Here is an 18108-nt window from a genome sequence, read left to right as displayed (position 1 = left end):
TCGATCGAGGACTTAACCAAACTATTGTATCGTGAACGCTTCACCAATGCTCAATGTCGGGTATCCAGTTTTGAGTGAACAAGCACTCAACCAAATAGTCCAGTGATGATGGCAAAGAGGCCACACCCGTTCCCATCCCGAACACGGCAGTTAAGCTCTTTTGCGCTGATGGTAGTTGGGGGTCTCCCCCTGTGAGAGTAAGACGTCGCTGGGCATTTCAAGACAAACAAGTCGTTACCGATTCCGGTAACGGCTTTTTTTTTATGAAAAAATTTGAAAGTCAAAAGCAAAGTTCATAAAGAAATAAAAATAAGGATTGAAGAGGGGACAGAGTGGGAAAAACAAGAGTGAGGTGATTTCCATGAAACCAGGCATATATGTAGTAGAAGCTATTGATAAACGAACAGTATTATTGAAGGCTACAGAAGAAGCTGGTGAGCGTTATACCTTTCCATTAGCTGACTTTACTCACAATGTTTCTGTAGGAGATGCAGTGGAAATTTGGCAGGAAGGAATAAAGTGGAAGACGAAATACGCAGAAGAAAAAACGCAGTCCGTATCAAGTCACGCTAAAGATTTTGTAAAAAGAATACTGGATCAAGAATAAGGTAAAAAAGTCTTTAAGCAAATCTGCTTTAAGGCTTTTTATTATCGTAAACTTTTGAAACGTACTATTTGATATCTATAAAAAACTTGGTGTATAATTAAGTCAAATATAGTCAAAGTCAGTTTTGACGTATTATGTATCGAAGAGGTGAAAGCGATGCGGAATATTTCGGATGTAATAGAAGGTTATTTGAAACAAGTTATCGAATTAAGCGAGAGAGACCACATTGAAATTAAACGCAGCGAAGTGGCTGAAAAATTTCAATGTGTGCCTTCTCAAATAAACTATGTCATTAATACGCGCTTTACTGTTGACCGTGGATATTCTGTCGAAAGCAAGCGCGGCGGTGGTGGATATATTCGTATTAGGAGAATCCGGCTCCATCAAAAATCAGATGTTATAGCCGAGGTTATCCAACGATTAGAGCATGGTGCTACCCAAGTGATGGCTGAAGATATTGTTTTCAGACTGCTGGATGAAGAAATTATTTCAAAAAGAGAAGCAAAATTGATTCTCAGTGCTGTAGACCGCGCGACGCTGCTTTTGCCTCTTCCTACACGTGATGAAGTCCGGGCGCGTATCCTTATTGCCATGCTCTTCACAATAAAATATCAGTCGAACACATAAAGAGGTGAAAAGATGATTTGCGATCAGTGCGGAGAACGTTCTGCATCAGTAATAGTTAAAAAGCAGCAACAAGGACAGATAACTGAGCTTCACTTATGCCACATCTGTGCTGCTGAAAACCATAGCATTAATATTGCTTTTGAACAGGATCCATTAGCTATTCATCAGTTATTATCAAATTGGTTTCCTACTTCGCAGGCATCCATTAACCCAGTTAAAAAAGAAGTAGCTACTTGTCCTTCATGTGGTTTTACTTTCCCTAAGTTTTTGCAGTTAGGTAAATTTGGGTGTGCTTCTTGTTACGATGAATTTGCGCCACAACTCAATGAAATATTTAAACGGTTCCATAATGGAAACACTGAACATACGGGTAAGATTCCAGCTTCTTATGGGACAACCTTAAAGATAAAAAAAGAAATTGAAGAACTTCGCAAGCAAATGCAGGTATCTATTCAAGGGGAACATTTTGAAGAAGCTGCCAGATTAAGAGATGAAGTGAGAGTGTTAAGTTTGAAGCTTGAGGGAGGTGCTCCAAATGGCAATTGAACGGTTTCTCCAACCTCGAGCAAGCAGCTGGATGGCCAACGACGGTGAAAGTGTAGATATTGCAATGAGTACACGAATTCGGTTAGCGAGAAATTTAACTGACTTCAAGTTTCCCTATTCTTTTACGGAAGACGAAGCACTCAAAGTAGATAAAGAAATTTCTTCTGTATTATTAGATAAAGGCAGTGAGTTAGACTATACTTTTAGCCATATCAGTATTGAAAAACTTGCACAGCTGCAAAAAGAAGTGCTGGTAGAAAAACATTTAATCAGCCCTTATCTTGCCAATAGCGAACACTCCAGTTCGGTTTTGTTGTCTGAAAATGAAGAACTGAGTATTATGGTCAATGAAGAGGATCATTTAAGAATTCAAAGTTTGCAATCAGGATTTCACCTTCAGAATGCTTATAAAATAGCCAATGAGCTGGATACCTTGTTAGAAAAAAACTTGTCTTATGCTTTTCATGAAAAATATGGCTACTTAACCAGCTGTCCTACCAATGTCGGAACCGGCATGAGAGCTTCGGTTATGCTTCATTTGCCGGCTTTGACGATGTCGCATCAAATCCAACGGATCATTCCTGCAATTTCGAGGCTCGGCATGGTGGTTCGCGGTATTTATGGCGAAGGCAGTGAAGCTTTAGGGAACGTTTATCAAATATCAAACCAATTAACTCTTGGCAAGTCCGAATATGAAATTCTTCAGGACTTGGAAAATATGACCGAACAAATTATTCAACAGGAACGAAAAGCACGAGAAGCCATTGTTCTAAATTCACCGCTGGTGCTGGAAGATCGCATCTACCGGTCACTTGGAATTCTTACCCATTCGAGACTGCTGACGACGGAAGAAGCTGCTACTTGTTTGTCAGATGTTCGATTGGGTATTGATTTAAAGATGATCCAAGATGTCGACATGTCGATTTTAAATGAATTGATGATTTTTATGCAGCCGGCATTCCTGCAGCAATATGCAGACAAGCCGCTGCAGCCAAAAGAACGTGATTTTGCCCGGGCAAAGTTGTTTCGGGAGCGATTGAATAAAGAAGGTATAAATAGTGAAGGAGAGGATTTTGCATGATGTTTAATCGATTTACACAACGCGCACAAAAAGTTCTTCAGTTAGCTCAAGAAGAGGCCATTCGCATGAAACATGAATCAATCGGTACAGAGCATATTCTTCTTGGTTTAATTCGCGAAGGCGGCGGTATTGCCGCTAAAGCTTTAGAAGCGATTGAAGTAAATACACAATTGATCGAAGAAGGCGTTAAAGAGCTTGTAGGAGTCGGCGAAAAAGATGTTGGCCCGATTGTCCACTATACGCCGAGAGCAAAAAAAGTGATTGAATTGTCAGTTGATGAGTCCCGTAAATTGGGCCATTCTTATATTGGTACAGAGCATTTGCTATTGGCGCTGATTCGCGAAGGTGAAGGCGTTGCAGCACGTGTATTAGGAAATGCAGGCGTCAGCTTGAATAAGGCGCGTCAGCAAGTGTTGCAGCTCCTAGGCAACAATGAGCAGGCGTCTACAGGCACAAGCCCGAATGCTTCGGCAAACACACCAACTTTAGACGGCTTGGCACGCGATTTGACGCAAGTAGCCCGTGAAGGTGGCTTGGATCCGGTTATCGGCCGCAGTGATGAAATCACGCGTGTAATTGAAGTATTGAGCCGCAGAACGAAAAACAATCCGGTATTGATCGGTGAACCTGGTGTTGGTAAAACAGCGATCGCTGAAGGATTGGCGCAACAAATCGTCAACAATGAAATTCCAGAAACGCTTCGTGACAAACGCGTCATGGTTCTGGATATGGGTACAGTAGTTGCAGGAACAAAATACCGTGGGGAATTTGAAGATCGCTTGAAAAAAGTGATGGATGAAATTCGCCAGGCAGGCAACGTCATCCTCTTCATTGATGAGCTTCATACATTGATTGGAGCAGGTGGGGCAGAGGGAGCGATTGATGCTTCTAATATTCTAAAACCGTCATTATCACGTGGGGAACTGCAATGTATTGGTGCGACAACGTTGGATGAATACCGCAAATATATTGAAAAAGATGCGGCACTTGAACGCCGTTTCCAACCAATTCAAGTGGATGAGCCTTCAGTAGAAGAGTCGATTCAAATCATTCGTGGTTTGCGTGACCGCTACGAAGCGCATCACCGTGTGAAAATTACTGATGAGGCGATCGAAGCAGCCGCAAAAATGTCAGACCGCTACATTTCGGACCGTTTCTTGCCGGATAAAGCGATTGATTTGATTGATGAGGCAGGCTCTAAAGTAAGACTTCGCTCGTACACGACTCCACCGGACCTGAAAGAATTGGAAGCCCGATTGGAAGCTGCACGTTCAGAGAAAAATGAAGCGGTGCAAAGCCAAGAGTTTGAAAAAGCGGCTTCGCTTCGTGATGCAGAACAAAAGCTCCAGAATCAATTAGATAAAACGAAGAAAGAATGGAAAGAAAAGCAAGGCAAAGAAGAGTCGGAAGTAACCGTGGAAGATATTGCGAAGGTTGTGTCTATGTGGACCGGCATTCCGGTGTCAAAACTGGCGCAAACCGAATCGGATAAATTGTTGAACTTGGAATCAATTCTTCACAACCGTGTTATCGGCCAAAATGAAGCTGTCACTTCCATTTCAAAAGCCATTCGCCGTGCGCGTGCTGGACTGAAAGATCCAAAACGCCCAATCGGATCATTTATTTTCCTTGGTCCTACTGGTGTTGGTAAAACCGAGTTGGCGCGTGCGCTGGCTGAATCCATGTTTGGTGATGAAGATGCCATGATTCGCATCGACATGTCCGAATACATGGAAAGACATTCGACTTCACGTCTGGTCGGTTCGCCTCCAGGTTATGTTGGTTATGAAGAAGGCGGGCAGTTGACTGAAAAAGTTCGCAGAAAGCCTTATTCAGTAGTGTTGCTTGATGAAATTGAAAAGGCCCACCCGGATGTCTTCAATATTCTTTTGCAAGTACTTGAAGATGGACGCTTAACAGATTCAAAAGGCCGCAGAGTCGATTTCCGTAACACAGTCATTATCATGACTTCAAACGTTGGTGCGGAAGAACTGAAATACAATAAATATGTTGGTTTCAATTTAGACGATGCGAAAACAGACTACAAAGACATGAAAGGCAAAATGCTTGGTGAGTTGAAAAAAGCATTCCGCCCAGAGTTCTTGAACCGTGTCGATGACATGATCGTCTTCCACTCTCTTGAAAAAGAGAATTTGAGAGAGATCGTGAACTTGATGACCAAACAATTGGTGGATCGCTTGAAAGAGCAGGACATTGATTTGGAATTGACGGATGCAGCACTTGAAAAAGTTGCAAAAGAAGGATACGACCCAGAGTACGGGGCACGTCCACTTCGCCGCTCGCTCCAAAAACACGTAGAAGACCGGTTGTCAGAAGAGCTGTTAAAAGGTACAGCTCTATCGGGCCAACGCATTATCTTCGATGTGGAGGACGATGAATTTATCGTTCGTACAAACGAAACAGCAGAAGCAAAAGAAGTAGCAGTGGAAAAACAATAAAAATATTCCGCTCGCCGGAGGCCATCTCCGGCGAGCTTTTTTTCTATTATAGGAGGTACACATGGCTAAGAAAAAGACGAAATTCATTTGTCAGTCGTGTGGCTATGAATCTGTCAGATGGATGGGAAAATGTCCAGGCTGTGCAGCATGGAATACGATGACTGAAGAGGTAGAAGTGGCTGCTCCTAAAGGAACACGCGGTGCTTTTCAACACAGCGCATCAGTTCCTCAAAAAGCAACACCGATCAATGCAATTGAAACACAAGATGAACCGCGGGTGGAAACGGAACTAAGTGAATTAAACCGTGTGCTCGGAGGCGGTATTGTACCGGGTTCTTTAGTGCTGATTGGCGGCGATCCAGGAATCGGGAAATCGACTTTGCTTTTACAAGTTTCCGCTATGCTTGCAAATAGTGGGAATCGGGTATTATATATTTCCGGGGAAGAATCTATTCGCCAAACGAAATTGCGGGCCGAGCGTCTCGATGCTTCTTCTTCAGAGCTATTTATTTATGCCGAAACAAATCTTGAGCTGATTCATCATACGATTGAAGAAGTAGCTCCTGATTTTGTCATTATTGATTCGATTCAAACGGTTCATCATCCCGAAGTTACTTCTGCACCTGGCAGCGTGACGCAGGTACGAGAAAGTACCGCGGAATTGATGCGGATTGCAAAAACGAAAAATATCGCGATTTTCCTTGTTGGGCATGTAACAAAAGAAGGACAAATTGCCGGACCTAGAATTTTGGAGCACATGGTGGATACGGTGCTGTATTTTGAAGGTGAACGCCATCACACATACCGGATTTTACGCAGTGTCAAAAACCGTTTTGGTTCAACCAATGAAATTGCGATTTTTGAAATGCTTCAAAGCGGATTGAAAGAAGTGCTGAATCCGTCCGAGTTATTCTTGCAGGAACGGTCAAGCGGTGCAGCAGGTTCGACAGTCGTGGCTTCGATGGAGGGAACACGTCCCATCCTGGTGGAAATCCAGGCTTTGGTGACGCCGTCCAGTTTTAATTATCCGAAACGCATGGCTACAGGCATTGATGTCAATCGTGTGTCGCTGCTGATGGCAGTGCTGGAGAAACGGGCTGGCATGTTAATGCAGACACAGGACACATACATCAAAGTTGCAGGTGGGGTTAAGCTTGATGAACCAGCAATCGATCTGGCAGTACTGGCAAGCATCGTGTCAAGTTTCCGGGACAAAGCGCCCAATGTCTACGACTGTATCATCGGAGAAGTGGGTTTAACCGGTGAAATCAGGCGTGTGTCGCGCATTGAGCAACGCGTTCAGGAAGCCGCTAAGCTTGGATTCAAGCGGGCAATTATTCCAGCGTCAAACATGGGCGGCTGGGATTATCCGGAAGGAATTCGAGTAGTGGGCGTAGAAAGTGTTAACGATGCATTAAAAGAGATTTTTCCACAGTGAGGAGGCAAACATGCCTCCTTTTATTCCTAAATAAGGGTCATAAAAGCGTTTCAGATTTAAAATGTGTATAATTATAAAAAGGAGGTGGAGCGTGTGTTAAGAACCATTATAAAAATTATGTTTTTACTTATTGGTGCGACAGTCGGAATTTTATTATTGCCATCTGCATTTGAACTTATTCCCCTTCTCGACAATCCATGGATTAGTAACCCTTACGTAGCTGCAATTGTTGGTGCTCTTGTATTTTTCCTGTTATCTTTGTTATTTGTGGATTCGCTCATTAATTTCATGAAGTGGATGGAGGAGAAGTTGCTTCACGCACCGACGCCGGATCTGCTGTTTGGGACAGTGGGCATGATCATTGGCTTGGTGGTAGCGTTTCTCATCGGCTTTGCCTTAAGTACAGTCGATGTTCCGTTGGTGGCGACCATTGCACCGCTAGTGCTTTCTGTGGTGCTCGGCTACTTGGGTTTCCAGGTTGGCTTCCAAAAGCGTGAAGAAATGTTGAACATGCTGACACCATCCAAATTTACGGCAGCGAAAAAGCTGGAACTGGAAGAGCCGGTTGAAAAAGCTTCATACAAATTGCTTGATACCAGTGTCATCATTGACGGACGGATTGCTGATATTTCGGCAACTGGTTTCATGGAAGGCACTTTTGTAGTGCCGCAATTTGTGTTGTCTGAGCTTCAGCATATTGCCGACTCCTCAGATACCTTGAAACGGACACGTGGCAGGCGAGGCTTGGATATTTTGAAACGACTTCAAAGCGAACGTGTGGATGCTATTATGATCACAGAGGAAAACTTTGATGAAGTCAGCGAAGTCGATTTGAAATTGATGCGCGCTGCGAAGAAAATGGGCGGCCAAGTTGTAACCAATGATTTTAATCTTAATAAAGTATGTGAACTTCATAATGTTCCAGTATTGAATATTAATGACTTGGCGAACGCTGTAAAACCTGTTGTCATTCCAGGAGAAGATATGCATGTTGTGGTCATCAAAGATGGCAAAGAACAAAATCAAGGTGTGGCTTATTTGGACGATGGAACAATGATCGTTATTGAAGACGGCAAAGGATTTATTGGCCAGGCGATCAATGTCACGGTCACCAGCGTTTTGCAGACTTCTGCAGGTCGGATGATTTTTGCGAAGCCGCGCGAAGGCAAACAAACGGCAACAAATTGATAAAGGATGTTATCCAATGAACTATACAGTCGTCTTGCCTGCTGCTGGCAGCGGGAAACGAATGAAAGCAGATAAAAATAAATTGTTGCTCGAGCTTTCCGGCAAACCAATCTTTCTTTATACGCTAGAAGTTTTTCAACGGGATCCGAATTGCGATGCAATTTGGCTGGCGGTAAAAGAGCAGGAGCGGGAAGTGATCGAAGAATATGTACTGCGCCACAACATCACCAAAGTGCAAGGTTACGCTACAGGGGGAACCGAAAGACAGGATAGTGTCAGAGCCTGTCTTGAAGCGATTCCACCTTGTGGCGTTGTTTTGGTTCACGACGCAGCACGGCCCTTTATTGACAAAGAAGTGATTGAACGATTGGTGGAAACTGCGAAGGCATCAGGGGCGGCAATTGCCGGCGTACCTGTCAAAGACACCATCAAAAAAGCGGAAAATGGCGTCATTTCAGAAACTGTCGACCGCAAGCAATTGTGGATGATCCAAACACCACAGGCTTTTCGGTATTCATTGATTTTGAAAGCCGCACGTTCAGCCTACAGCGATGGGTTTATGGGGACAGATGAAGCGATGCTCGTAGAGCGCTTGAATTACCCTGTGGCTATTGTTGAAAGTACATACGAAAACATTAAAATGACGACGCCGGATGACTTGATCTACGGGAGAGCGATTCTGGAAAGTCGATTACAGGAGGAACAGAAATGATTCGAATTGGACAAGGTTATGACGTACACCAGCTGGCAGAAGGAAGACCTTTCATATTGGGGGGCATTGAAATTGAACATGATAGAGGGCTGCTTGGCCATTCCGATGCAGATGTGCTATTGCATACCATTACAGATGCTGCACTCGGCGCCATTGGCGGAGGCGATATCGGCAAGCATTTTCCGGACACCGATCCTGAATTCAAGGATGCCGATTCCCGGAAGTTACTGACCCACATTTGGAAATACGTGAAAGAACAAGGTTATGAACTTGGCAATGTGGACTGTACGGTAATTGCCCAGAAGCCGAAACTGGCGCCATATATTGAGCAGATGCGGGAGTCAATTGCAGACTTGCTGGAAGCTGATGTTTCACAGGTCAATGTCAAAGCGACTACTTCCGAACACCTTGGATTTACGGGACGCGAGGAAGGAATTGCTGCACTGGCAGTGATTCTATTAAACAAACGTCCGGTTTCGCTTGATGTCCCGGAGTGATAGAATAGCAGAAGGATAGACGAAATTTTAGGAGGAAATCAAATGACACAAGAAGTACGCGTACGTTATGCGCCAAGTCCAACAGGCCATCTGCACATCGGCGGCGCACGTACCGCATTATTTAACTATTTATACGCACGCCACAACAATGGGAAATTCATCGTTCGCATTGAAGATACAGACACAGCCCGCAATATTGAAACAGGGGTCATGTCTCAGTTGGACAACTTGAAATGGTTGGGCATCGAGCACGACGAATCTGTGGATATCGGCGGAGATTACGGTCCTTACCGCCAAATGGAGCGCTTGGATACGTATAAAGAACACTCAGCAAAAATGCTTGAAAAAGGATTGGCTTATAAATGTTTCTGTACAGCGGAAGAGCTGGAAGCAGAACGAGATGCCCAAAAAGCATCCGGCATCGCCGCTCCACAATACAGCGGAACTTGCCGCAATTTAACAGCTGAAGAAGTTTCTGAAAAAGAAGCAGCAGGCAAACCGTTTACGCTTCGTGCGAAAGTTCCGACTGGAGTTACGTATGAATTCAACGATTTAGTGCGCGGCCCGATTTCATTCGAGTCCAAAGATGTTGGCGATTGGGTAATGGTTAAGACCAATGGCATCCCGACGTATAATTTTGCTGTTGTTATCGATGATCATTTGATGAAAATTTCTCACGTGTTCCGTGGAGAAGAGCATTTATCAAACACTCCGAGACAGATGATGATCTACGACGCATTTGGCTGGGATTATCCAGGCTACGGCCATATGACTTTGATCATCAACGAGGACCGCAAGAAATTATCAAAGCGTGACGAGTCAATCCTTCAGTTTATCTCACAATATAAGGATTTGGGCTATATTCCAGAAGCTTTGTTTAATTTCTTTGCGCTTCTTGGCTGGTCTCCAGAAGGCGAAGAAGAAATCTTCTCGAAAGAAGAACTGATTCGTATTTTTGATGTCGAACGCTTATCTAAATCGCCGTCAATGTTCGATAAGCAGAAACTAATGTGGATGAACAACCAGTACATTAAGCAATTGCCGCTCGAAGAAGTAGTGAAGCTGTCTCTTCCGCATTTGCAAAAAGCAGGCAAACTGCCGGAAGAAATGACGCCGGAGCAAGCCGAATGGGCAAACAAGCTGGTTGCGTTGTATCATGACCAAATGAGCTACGGTGCAGAAATCACCGAACTTTCCGAGCAGTTTTTCACTGAGGAATTAACGTATGGAGAAGCCGAAAAAGAAATCTTGTCTGCTGAGCAAGTTCCTGAAGTGATGACGGCATTCAAAGAGCAATTGGCTTCATTGGAAAACTTTGAGCCTCCGGAAATCAAAGCAGCAATCAAAGCCGTCCAGAAGTCAACGGGCCATAAAGGCAAAAACTTGTTCATGCCAATTCGCGTGGTGATCACCGGACAAATGCACGGACCGGAATTGCCGGATTCTATTTCTCTATTAGGGAAAGACAAAGCCATTGCCCGCGTTTCCCAATATGCGAGTGCGTAACATTGACTTATTGCGCTAACGGTGTAAAATGAATTTACCATTAATAAAAACGTTGACGGGAAGAAGTACATGCAGCATGCTCTTTAGAGAAGATCCCCACCGGCTGAAAGGGATCTGGGCCGCTGCTGCATCGAAATGCCTCTCCGAGTGCTGAGTCGAATCAAGTAGACCAGACGTTTTGCCTGCGTTACGGGCCTTCGAGAGAAAAGAACTCATTGTTCTTTTAATCAGAGTGGAACCGCGCAACTATGCGTCTCTGTCATTTAGATGACAGAGACGCTTTTTATTTTGGAGCAGAAAGGGAGCGAGAGACATGTTTAAGTTATTGAAAGATGATGTTGATGTCATTTTCGAACAAGATCCAGCAGCCCGTAACTATTTGGAAGTCATCTTAACCTATTCGGGTCTGCATGCCATCTGGGCACATCGTTTGGCGCATTTCTTCTTTAAGAACAAATTATTTTTCATTGCCCGTGTCATTTCGCAGTTGAGCCGCTTTTTCACAGGCATTGAAATTCATCCAGGGGCTGTCATTGGCCGCCGTTTCTTTATTGACCACGGAATGGGTGTGGTCATCGGGGAAACCTGTGAGATTGGCGACAACGTGACATTGTACCAAGGGGTCACGTTAGGCGGTACTGGAAAAGAACGCGGGAAACGCCATCCGACATTGGAAGACAATGTTCTGGTTGCAACCGGCGCCAAAGTGTTGGGATCGATTGTCATCGGAGCCAACTCGAAAGTTGGAGCGGGATCGGTGGTTTTGAAGAACGTACCGATGAATTCAACGGTAGTCGGAATTCCGGGCAAAGTGGTGATTCAAAACGGCGTTAAAGTAAAACGCGATTTGAACCATCAAAATATGCCGGATCCTGTTATGGACAAATGCGAAAGCATGGAGGCGAAAATTGCCAGGTTGCAATATGAAATTGACGAATTAAAAAAAGTTAGACAGGAAGAAGGGCAACGTTTATGAGCATCCAAATTTTTAATACTTTATCACGGCAAAAAGAAAATTTTATTCCTTTAGAAGAAGGAAAAGTAAAAATGTATGTCTGCGGACCAACGGTTTACAATTACATTCACATCGGCAATGCGCGCCCTGTTATCGTCTACGATACAGTACGCCGCCACTTGGAATACCGTGGCTATGATGTGAAATATGTTTCAAACTTTACGGATGTCGACGACAAATTGATCAAAGCCGCGAATGAACTCGGCCAGGAAGTTCCGGAAATTGCGGAGCGGTTTATTGCGGCTTATTTTGAAGATACGACAGCGCTTGGCTGTGCAGAAGCAGATGTTCATCCGCGCGTAACCGATCATATGGTGCAAATCATCGACTTTATCGAGGCATTGATTGAAAAAGGCTATGCTTATGAGTCACAAGGAGATGTTTACTATCGGACCCGTAAATTCGAAGGCTATGGCAAATTGTCGCATCAGTCGGTTGATGAACTGAAAATTGGCGCACGCATTGAAACGGGCGATAAAAAAGAAGATGAACTGGATTTCGTTCTGTGGAAAACAGCCAAGCCGAAAGAAATTTCATGGGATAGCCCATGGGGCAAAGGGCGTCCGGGTTGGCACATTGAATGCTCGGTCATGGCACGCGAGCATTTAGGCGATACCATTGATATTCATGCAGGCGGACAGGATTTGACTTTCCCGCATCACGAAAATGAAATTGCTCAATCTGAAGCATTTACTGGCAAACCGTTTGCGCGTTATTGGATGCATAATGGGTATATTAATATTGATAACGAAAAAATGTCGAAGTCACTGAATAATTTTGTCTTGGTCAATGACATCTTGAAAGAAATGGATCCACAAGTACTGCGCTTCTTTATGCTGTCGGTTCATTACCGCCACCCAATCAATTATTCGCAGCAGCTGGTGGAAGATGCCGTTGCTGGACTGGAGCGCCTGCGCACGGCTTATGGCAACTTGAAGCACCGGTTAGGCACGTCGGCCGACCTTGGCGATCACTCCGATATTTGGATTCATAAGATCGAAGCCATCAAAACAGCATTTATTGAAACGATGGATGATGACTTTAATACCGCAAATGCGATTTCCAGCCTTTTCGATTTATCGCGTCTGTCGAATACGTATTTATTGGAAAAACAAACAGCAACAACCGTATTGGAAACGTTTATTGCCGTATTCGATGAGTTGGCCGGCGTTTTAGGCGTACCATTCAACCAGCAAGAAGAATTATTGGACGAAGAAGTCGAAGCTTTGATGGCAGAGCGAATTGAAGCGCGCAAAAACCGCGATTTTGCACGCGCGGATGAAATTCGTGATTTATTCAAAGAGAAAAAGATCATTTTGGAAGATACAGCACAAGGTACACGCTGGAAGCGAGGGTAATGCAGTGAACGTTTTACGAAAAAACGATGTCGATCAACTAAATGCATTGGCTCTTGCCTATATGGGCGATGCCGTTTATGAGCAGTCTATCCGTGAGCATTTGTTGCGTTCAGGCCGTGCCAAACCAAACATCCTGCACCGCCAATCGACTACCTTCGTTTCTGCCAAAGCACAGGCGATGGTCTTAAAGCGGCTGACAGAAGAAAACTTCCTAACCGAAGCAGAACTGGCGATCATGAGACGTGGGCGTAATGCCAAGTCCGGATCTGTCCCGAAAAATACCGATGTGCAGACCTATAATTTCAGCACCGCTTTTGAAGCGGTGTTGGGCTGGCTGTATTTGAAAGAAGAACAAGCGCGTGTGGACGAAATCATTTCCTATGCGATTGGAATTGTTGAAGAGCAGGGAGGCGTATTGAGATGACTGAAGAAGAGTTGGCACCGGAAATAATCGGCGGCAAGAACCCGGTTTTGGAAGCGTTGCGTGCAGACCGGGACATCAATAAAATCTGGATTGCAGAAGGCGTCCAGAAAAAGGGCATTACGGAACTCTTGCAATTGGCAAAAGACAAAGGCGTCATCGTCCAGTCGGTACCGAAAAAGAAAATTGACGGACTGACGGATACCAATCACCAAGGCATTGCAGCAGCAGTGGCCGCTTATAATTACGCAAGCTTGGATGATTTGTTTGAGGCAGCTGCAGCAAAAAATGAAGATCCGTTTTTCCTGATCTTGGACGAATTGGAAGACCCGCATAATTTGGGTTCTATTATGCGAACTGCCGATGCAATTGGTGTTCATGGATTGATTATTCCGAAGCGCCGGGCTGTTGGGCTGACAGGTGTGGTAGCAAAAGCTTCGACAGGCGCCATTGAACACGTACCGGTTGTGCGCATCAATAATTTGTCGCAGACCGTCGATGAGCTGAAAAAGCGGGGTCTTTGGATCGCCGGAACAGACGCCAAAGAGTCGGTCGATTACCGGAGAATGGATGCTGCACTTCCGCTTGCAGTCATTATCGGCAGCGAAGGCAAAGGCATGAGCCGGATTTTGCGTGACAAATGCGATTTTCTTTACCAATTGCCAATGGTTGGCCACGTCACTTCATTGAACGCTTCTGTGGCTGCAAGTTTGTTGATGTACGAAGTTTACAGAAAGCGCAATCCACTGGTTTAATGCCATGAATATTCTGCTGGTTGATGGATACAATATCATTGGTGACTGGGTTGAACTGCAGCAATTGAAAAAAGATAAATTGGCAAACGCCAGGGACCGCCTCATTGAGCGGCTGGCTGAATACCGGAGCTACAAAGGGTGGCGCGTCATTATTGTGTTTGATGCCCATCTTGTTCCGGGCATCGAAGCTAAAAATCTGCACCACGATGTTGAAGTCATTTTCACAAAAGAAAGCGAAACAGCAGATGAACGGATTGAAAAACTGGTGGCGAGTTTAAACAATCGCCGCGATCAAATATATGTAGCAACTTCGGATTTAACAGAGCAATGGGTTATTTTCGGCAAAGGCGCCTTGCGAATTTCGGCGCGTGAACTGGAAATTGAAATGATTGAGATACAGGCGAACATCACTAAAAAAGTAAAAGAAATCCAGGAGCAGCGCGGCATTTCAAAAATACCGCTGTCCGGTGAAGTAGCCGAAATTTTCGAAAAATGGCGAAGAGGCTTGAAATGAACGGTTGACGCTCATTTTTTTCTTCCTGTATACTGAACATATCGAGGCTCACGCAATCGGAGGGATCACCCGTGGAAAATCATGAGCAAGTTCAGCCCCAACGATTCACCGACATGACAGATGAGGAACTTGTCAGTTTAGTCCACAGTGGCAACACGGAAGCATTGGATTTTTTGATTACCAAATTCAGGCCTTTTGTTCGAATGAAAGCCCGGTCGTATTTCTTGATCGGTGCGGATAAGGAAGACATTATCCAGGAAGGCATGATCGGCTTATACAAGGCGATTCGGGATTTTCGAAGTGATAAATTGTCTTCATTCCGCGCGTTTGCAGAACTCTGTATTATCCGGCAGATTATCACTGCCATCAAAACAGCAACACGCCAAAAGCATATTCCGTTGAATTCTTATGTGTCCTTGGACAAGCCGATTTATGATGAAGAGTCTGACCGGACATTGATGGATGTATTGACTGGAAACGGCGTGGACGACCCAGAGGATTTGATCATCCATAATGAAGAGTTTCAGTATATGGAAGAGAAGATGGGGGAAGTGTTAAGTGAGCTGGAGCGCGAAGTGCTAGCCCTTTATCTGGACGGCCAATCCTACCAGGAGATTTCGGAAAAGCTGGAGCGGCATGTGAAATCAATTGACAACGCTTTGCAGCGGGTCAAGCGAAAACTGGAGCGCCACTTACAGATCAATGAGATGCCGAGCTCTTGACGCGCGGTTGACAGGTCTGTTTTAAGGTGATAACCTTGAAAAAGCTGTAAACTTGAATAAGGTGATAACATGGCTAAAAAAATTGTTTTAAGCTGCTCGAAATGTGCATCCCGCAATTATACGGTTCCTGCGCAAGCGGAATCCAGCACACGTTTGGAACTCAAAAAATTCTGTGCTCATTGCAATGGGCATACCGTGCATAAACAAACGATATGAATTTTAACTGAATGCCGGACGATATAGAGTGATTTTGAAATTCGGAGGTTTTTTAAACAATGGGTAACATTGGTGATTTCTTTAAAAATGTCGTTTCGGAAATGCGTAAAGTCAGCTGGCCGAAACGAAAAGAACTGACTCGGTACACGATCGTTGTTCTTTCTACTTGTATTTTCATGGCTCTCTTTTTCGCAGTGATCGACGCAGGCATCTCGGAAGTATTCCGCTGGTTCTTAGCGCTATAAGTCATTCAACAAGAATAATGCATAAAAATAGCCCGTGATTCTATGAGAACGGGTTTTTTCATTTGGTAAAAAAGGAGGGATGGACGTCTAGTCCGCACGAATATGGAAAAAAATTGGTATGTAGTCCACACCTATTCCGGTTATGAAAACAAAGTTAAAGCAAACCTGGAAAAGCGTGTAGAAACAATGGGTATGGAAGATTTGATCTTCCGCGTGATAATTCCAGAAGAGCAGGAAACAGATTTCAAAGATGGCAAGAAACGCACCGTCATGCGCAAAACCTTCCCGGGTTACGTGTTGGTTGAGTTAATTATGACAGATGAATCTTGGTACGTGGTGAGAAACACACCAGGTGTTACAGGGTTTATCGGTTCATCAGGCGGAGGAGCGAAACCGACGCCATTGCTCGATGAAGAAGTCGATTTCATCCTGAAACAGATGGGCATGACAGAACGCAAAGTGGATATTGACTTTGCGGTTGCCGATACAGTTGAAGTGATGGAAGGGCCATTCGCCAACTTCCAAGGGAAAGTGGAAGAGATTGATGATACAAAAGGCAAAGTGAAAGTGTCGATTGATATCTTCGGCCGTGAAACCAAAATGGAACTTGATTTCGAGCAAGTTCAAAAAGTATAAAAGCCCCTTGCTATTCTGATTTATTAATGGTATTATTTCATAGGTCAGACTGTCATAGGACAATCTGTACAATTTAGCTAATTCTATCAACATCGTTGACAGACAGATATTGAGTGGGAGGGGAAACCCTATTACCACATCACGGACTTAAGGAGGTGTGTTTCGTGGCTAAAAAAGTTGTTAAAGTCGTAAAATTGCAGATACCTGCAGCAAAAGCTAATCCAGCGCCACCAGTTGGTCCAGCATTGGGTCAAGCAGGTGTTAACATTATGGGCTTCTGTAAAGAGTTCAACGCGCGTACGGCGGATCAAGCAGGACTGATCATTCCAGTTGAGATTTCAGTATTTGAAGATCGTTCATTTACATTCATTACGAAAACTCCACCCGCAGCTGTTCTATTAAAAGTAGCAGCCGGTATTGAATCAGGTTCAGGCGAACCGAACCGCAATAAAGTAGCGACTGTGAAACGCGACAAAGTTCGCGAAATCGCAGAAACTAAAATGCCAGATCTAAATGCTGCTTCAGTAGAAGCTGCAATGTTGATGGTTGAAGGTACTGCTCGCAGTATGGGCATTACAATCGAAGACTAATTCTAGCAGTTGTTTTTGGATGGGTTGCGCAGTTCATCATGAGCCGCGCAGCCTTTAATCGTGGGAGGTTCATTCCGTTATACCACAACAAGGAGGACGTTTAAAATGGCTAAAACAGGCAAAAAGTTGCAAGATGCAGCAAAATTGATCGACCGTTCAAAACAATACGAAGCGAAAGAAGCCATCGAACTTGCGAAAAAAGCAAGCACAGTGAACTTTGACGCTACAGTAGAAGTGGCTTTCCGTCTAGGAATTGACACGCGTAAGAACGACCAGCAAATCCGTGGGGCAGTAGTACTTCCAAACGGAACTGGTAAAACTCAAAGCGTTTTGGTTTTCGCTAAAGGCGAAAAACTAAAAGAAGCTGAAGCAGCTGGCGCAGATTTCGTAGGCGACGCTGAATACATCCAAAAAATCCAACAAGGATGGTTTGACTTCGACGTGATCGTTGCAACTCCTGACATGATGGGTGAAGTTGGTAAACTTGGACGCGTTTTAGGGCCAAAAGGCTTAATGCCTAACCCGAAAACAGGCACAGTTACATTTGATGTAACAAAAGCTGTTCAGGAAATCAAAGCTGGTAAAGTGGAATACCGTGCAGACAAAACAGGTATCATCCACGCGCCAATCGGGAAAGTTTCTTTTGATGACAGCAAACTTGCTGAAAACTTGGAAGCAATCTATGACGTAGTACAAAAAGCGAAGCCAGCTTCTGCTAAAGGTACGTACATCAAATCGTTAAACGTTACTACTACAATGGGGCCTGCTGTTAAAGTAGATCCATCTAAAGTAGTTGCTAAATAAGATATTGACATCGTATTTCCGCTCTGCTATACTAGCGGAGTTGTGAAATACCCATTTGTACCGCAGACAGCAGGGGCGCAAGCCGCTTAATTTATCCCTGCCGAGGACATGATGAATTCAGTAAACATCTTTTTGATGCTGATTTTATGCCTCTGTGTCTGTAATGGACCA

At 44.3% G+C, this 18108-nt stretch carries 21 protein-coding genes, 1 rRNA gene and 2 other annotated features (1 of these 24 only partly in view); all 22 genes read left to right on the top strand.

Annotation, left to right across the window (positions count from 1 at the left end):
* The first annotated feature begins 98 nt into the window (after positions 1-98).
* Positions 99-214: ribosomal RNA gene (gene rrf / locus AC4EG4_RS18200) — 5S ribosomal RNA — on the top strand.
* Positions 215-361: 147 nt separating this feature from the next.
* Positions 362-607: a hypothetical protein gene (locus AC4EG4_RS18195; RefSeq protein WP_490980098.1), complete on the top strand. Its 246-nt coding sequence runs from the start codon at positions 362-364 to the stop codon at positions 605-607.
* A gap of 156 nt (positions 608-763) precedes the next feature.
* Positions 764-1234, top strand: coding sequence for a CtsR family transcriptional regulator (locus AC4EG4_RS18190; protein ID WP_308788682.1), 471 nt, complete (start codon positions 764-766; stop codon positions 1232-1234).
* 12 nt (positions 1235-1246) lie between these two features.
* Complete coding sequence (locus AC4EG4_RS18185) at positions 1247-1780, top strand: UvrB/UvrC motif-containing protein (protein WP_490980096.1); 534 nt, start codon at positions 1247-1249, stop codon at positions 1778-1780.
* A complete protein-coding gene (gene mcsB, locus AC4EG4_RS18180; RefSeq protein WP_490988589.1) occupies positions 1770-2861 on the top strand; it encodes a protein-arginine kinase McsB in 1092 nt (363 codons plus the stop codon). Before AC4EG4_RS18185 ends, mcsB begins: the two co-directional genes overlap by 11 nt.
* Positions 2858-5320, top strand: a complete 2463-nt coding sequence (clpC, locus tag AC4EG4_RS18175; protein WP_490988588.1) for an ATP-dependent protease ATP-binding subunit ClpC — start codon at positions 2858-2860, stop codon at positions 5318-5320. Before mcsB ends, clpC begins: the two co-directional genes overlap by 4 nt.
* 61 nt (positions 5321-5381) lie before the next feature.
* Positions 5382-6758: a DNA repair protein RadA gene (gene radA / locus AC4EG4_RS18170; RefSeq protein WP_490980093.1), complete on the top strand. Its 1377-nt coding sequence runs from the start codon at positions 5382-5384 to the stop codon at positions 6756-6758.
* A 93-nt stretch (positions 6759-6851) separates the two neighbouring features.
* Positions 6852-7946: a PIN/TRAM domain-containing protein gene (locus AC4EG4_RS18165; RefSeq protein ID WP_490980092.1), complete on the top strand. Its 1095-nt coding sequence runs from the start codon at positions 6852-6854 to the stop codon at positions 7944-7946.
* Between the two features lie 16 nt (positions 7947-7962).
* A complete protein-coding gene (ispD, locus tag AC4EG4_RS18160) occupies positions 7963-8658 on the top strand; it encodes a 2-C-methyl-D-erythritol 4-phosphate cytidylyltransferase (RefSeq protein ID WP_490980091.1) in 696 nt (231 codons plus the stop codon).
* Complete coding sequence (gene ispF, locus AC4EG4_RS18155; RefSeq protein WP_490980090.1) at positions 8655-9155, top strand: 2-C-methyl-D-erythritol 2,4-cyclodiphosphate synthase; 501 nt, start codon at positions 8655-8657, stop codon at positions 9153-9155. Before ispD ends, ispF begins: the two co-directional genes overlap by 4 nt.
* 42 nt (positions 9156-9197) lie before the next feature.
* Positions 9198-10661, top strand: coding sequence for a glutamate--tRNA ligase (gene gltX / locus AC4EG4_RS18150; RefSeq protein WP_490988587.1), 1464 nt, complete (start codon positions 9198-9200; stop codon positions 10659-10661).
* Positions 10662-10704: 43 nt separating this feature from the next.
* Positions 10705-10922: a binding site (T-box leader), on the top strand.
* A 52-nt stretch (positions 10923-10974) separates the two neighbouring features.
* Positions 10975-11637, top strand: coding sequence for a serine O-acetyltransferase EpsC (gene epsC, locus AC4EG4_RS18145; protein ID WP_490980088.1), 663 nt, complete (start codon positions 10975-10977; stop codon positions 11635-11637).
* On the top strand, positions 11634-13034 hold the full coding sequence (gene cysS, locus AC4EG4_RS18140; RefSeq protein WP_490988586.1) for a cysteine--tRNA ligase: 1401 nt from the start codon (positions 11634-11636) through the stop codon (positions 13032-13034). The genes epsC and cysS overlap by 4 nt, the downstream gene beginning before the upstream one ends.
* A gap of 4 nt (positions 13035-13038) precedes the next feature.
* Positions 13039-13458 carry a Mini-ribonuclease 3 gene (locus AC4EG4_RS18135; protein WP_490980086.1) on the top strand — a complete coding sequence of 140 codons (420 nt, stop codon included), beginning with the start codon at positions 13039-13041 and terminating at the stop codon, positions 13456-13458.
* The gene (rlmB, locus tag AC4EG4_RS18130; RefSeq protein WP_490980085.1) at positions 13455-14210 is read left to right on the top strand and encodes a 23S rRNA (guanosine(2251)-2'-O)-methyltransferase RlmB; all 756 of its coding nucleotides are present in this window, start codon (positions 13455-13457) and stop codon (positions 14208-14210) included. The genes AC4EG4_RS18135 and rlmB overlap by 4 nt, the downstream gene beginning before the upstream one ends.
* A gap of 4 nt (positions 14211-14214) precedes the next feature.
* Positions 14215-14724: an NYN domain-containing protein gene (locus AC4EG4_RS18125; RefSeq protein ID WP_490980084.1), complete on the top strand. Its 510-nt coding sequence runs from the start codon at positions 14215-14217 to the stop codon at positions 14722-14724.
* Between the two features lie 71 nt (positions 14725-14795).
* The gene (gene sigH / locus AC4EG4_RS18120) at positions 14796-15446 is read left to right on the top strand and encodes an RNA polymerase sporulation sigma factor SigH (RefSeq protein WP_490980083.1); all 651 of its coding nucleotides are present in this window, start codon (positions 14796-14798) and stop codon (positions 15444-15446) included.
* A 69-nt stretch (positions 15447-15515) separates the two neighbouring features.
* Positions 15516-15662 (top strand): 50S ribosomal protein L33, encoded by a 147-nt coding sequence (gene rpmG, locus AC4EG4_RS18115; RefSeq protein WP_490980082.1) that lies wholly within the window; start codon positions 15516-15518, stop codon positions 15660-15662.
* 59 nt (positions 15663-15721) lie between these two features.
* Positions 15722-15907 (top strand): preprotein translocase subunit SecE, encoded by a 186-nt coding sequence (gene secE, locus AC4EG4_RS18110; protein WP_146559415.1) that lies wholly within the window; start codon positions 15722-15724, stop codon positions 15905-15907.
* A gap of 102 nt (positions 15908-16009) precedes the next feature.
* Positions 16010-16543, top strand: a complete 534-nt coding sequence (gene nusG / locus AC4EG4_RS18105) for a transcription termination/antitermination protein NusG (protein WP_142830501.1) — start codon at positions 16010-16012, stop codon at positions 16541-16543.
* 164 nt (positions 16544-16707) lie between these two features.
* The gene (gene rplK, locus AC4EG4_RS18100) at positions 16708-17133 is read left to right on the top strand and encodes a 50S ribosomal protein L11 (RefSeq protein WP_006828906.1); all 426 of its coding nucleotides are present in this window, start codon (positions 16708-16710) and stop codon (positions 17131-17133) included.
* Between the two features lie 105 nt (positions 17134-17238).
* Entirely contained in the window at positions 17239-17937 is a 699-nt protein-coding gene (gene rplA, locus AC4EG4_RS18095; protein ID WP_490980081.1) for a 50S ribosomal protein L1, read from the top strand.
* A gap of 42 nt (positions 17938-17979) precedes the next feature.
* Positions 17980-18108: a sequence feature (ribosomal protein L10 leader region), on the top strand (it continues 20 nt past the right edge of the window).

This window comes from Planococcus sp. TJ-201 (genome assembly GCF_058268495.1).
Note: the sequence above shows the minus strand (reverse complement) of the source record. Positions and strands in the feature narration are given on the sequence as shown.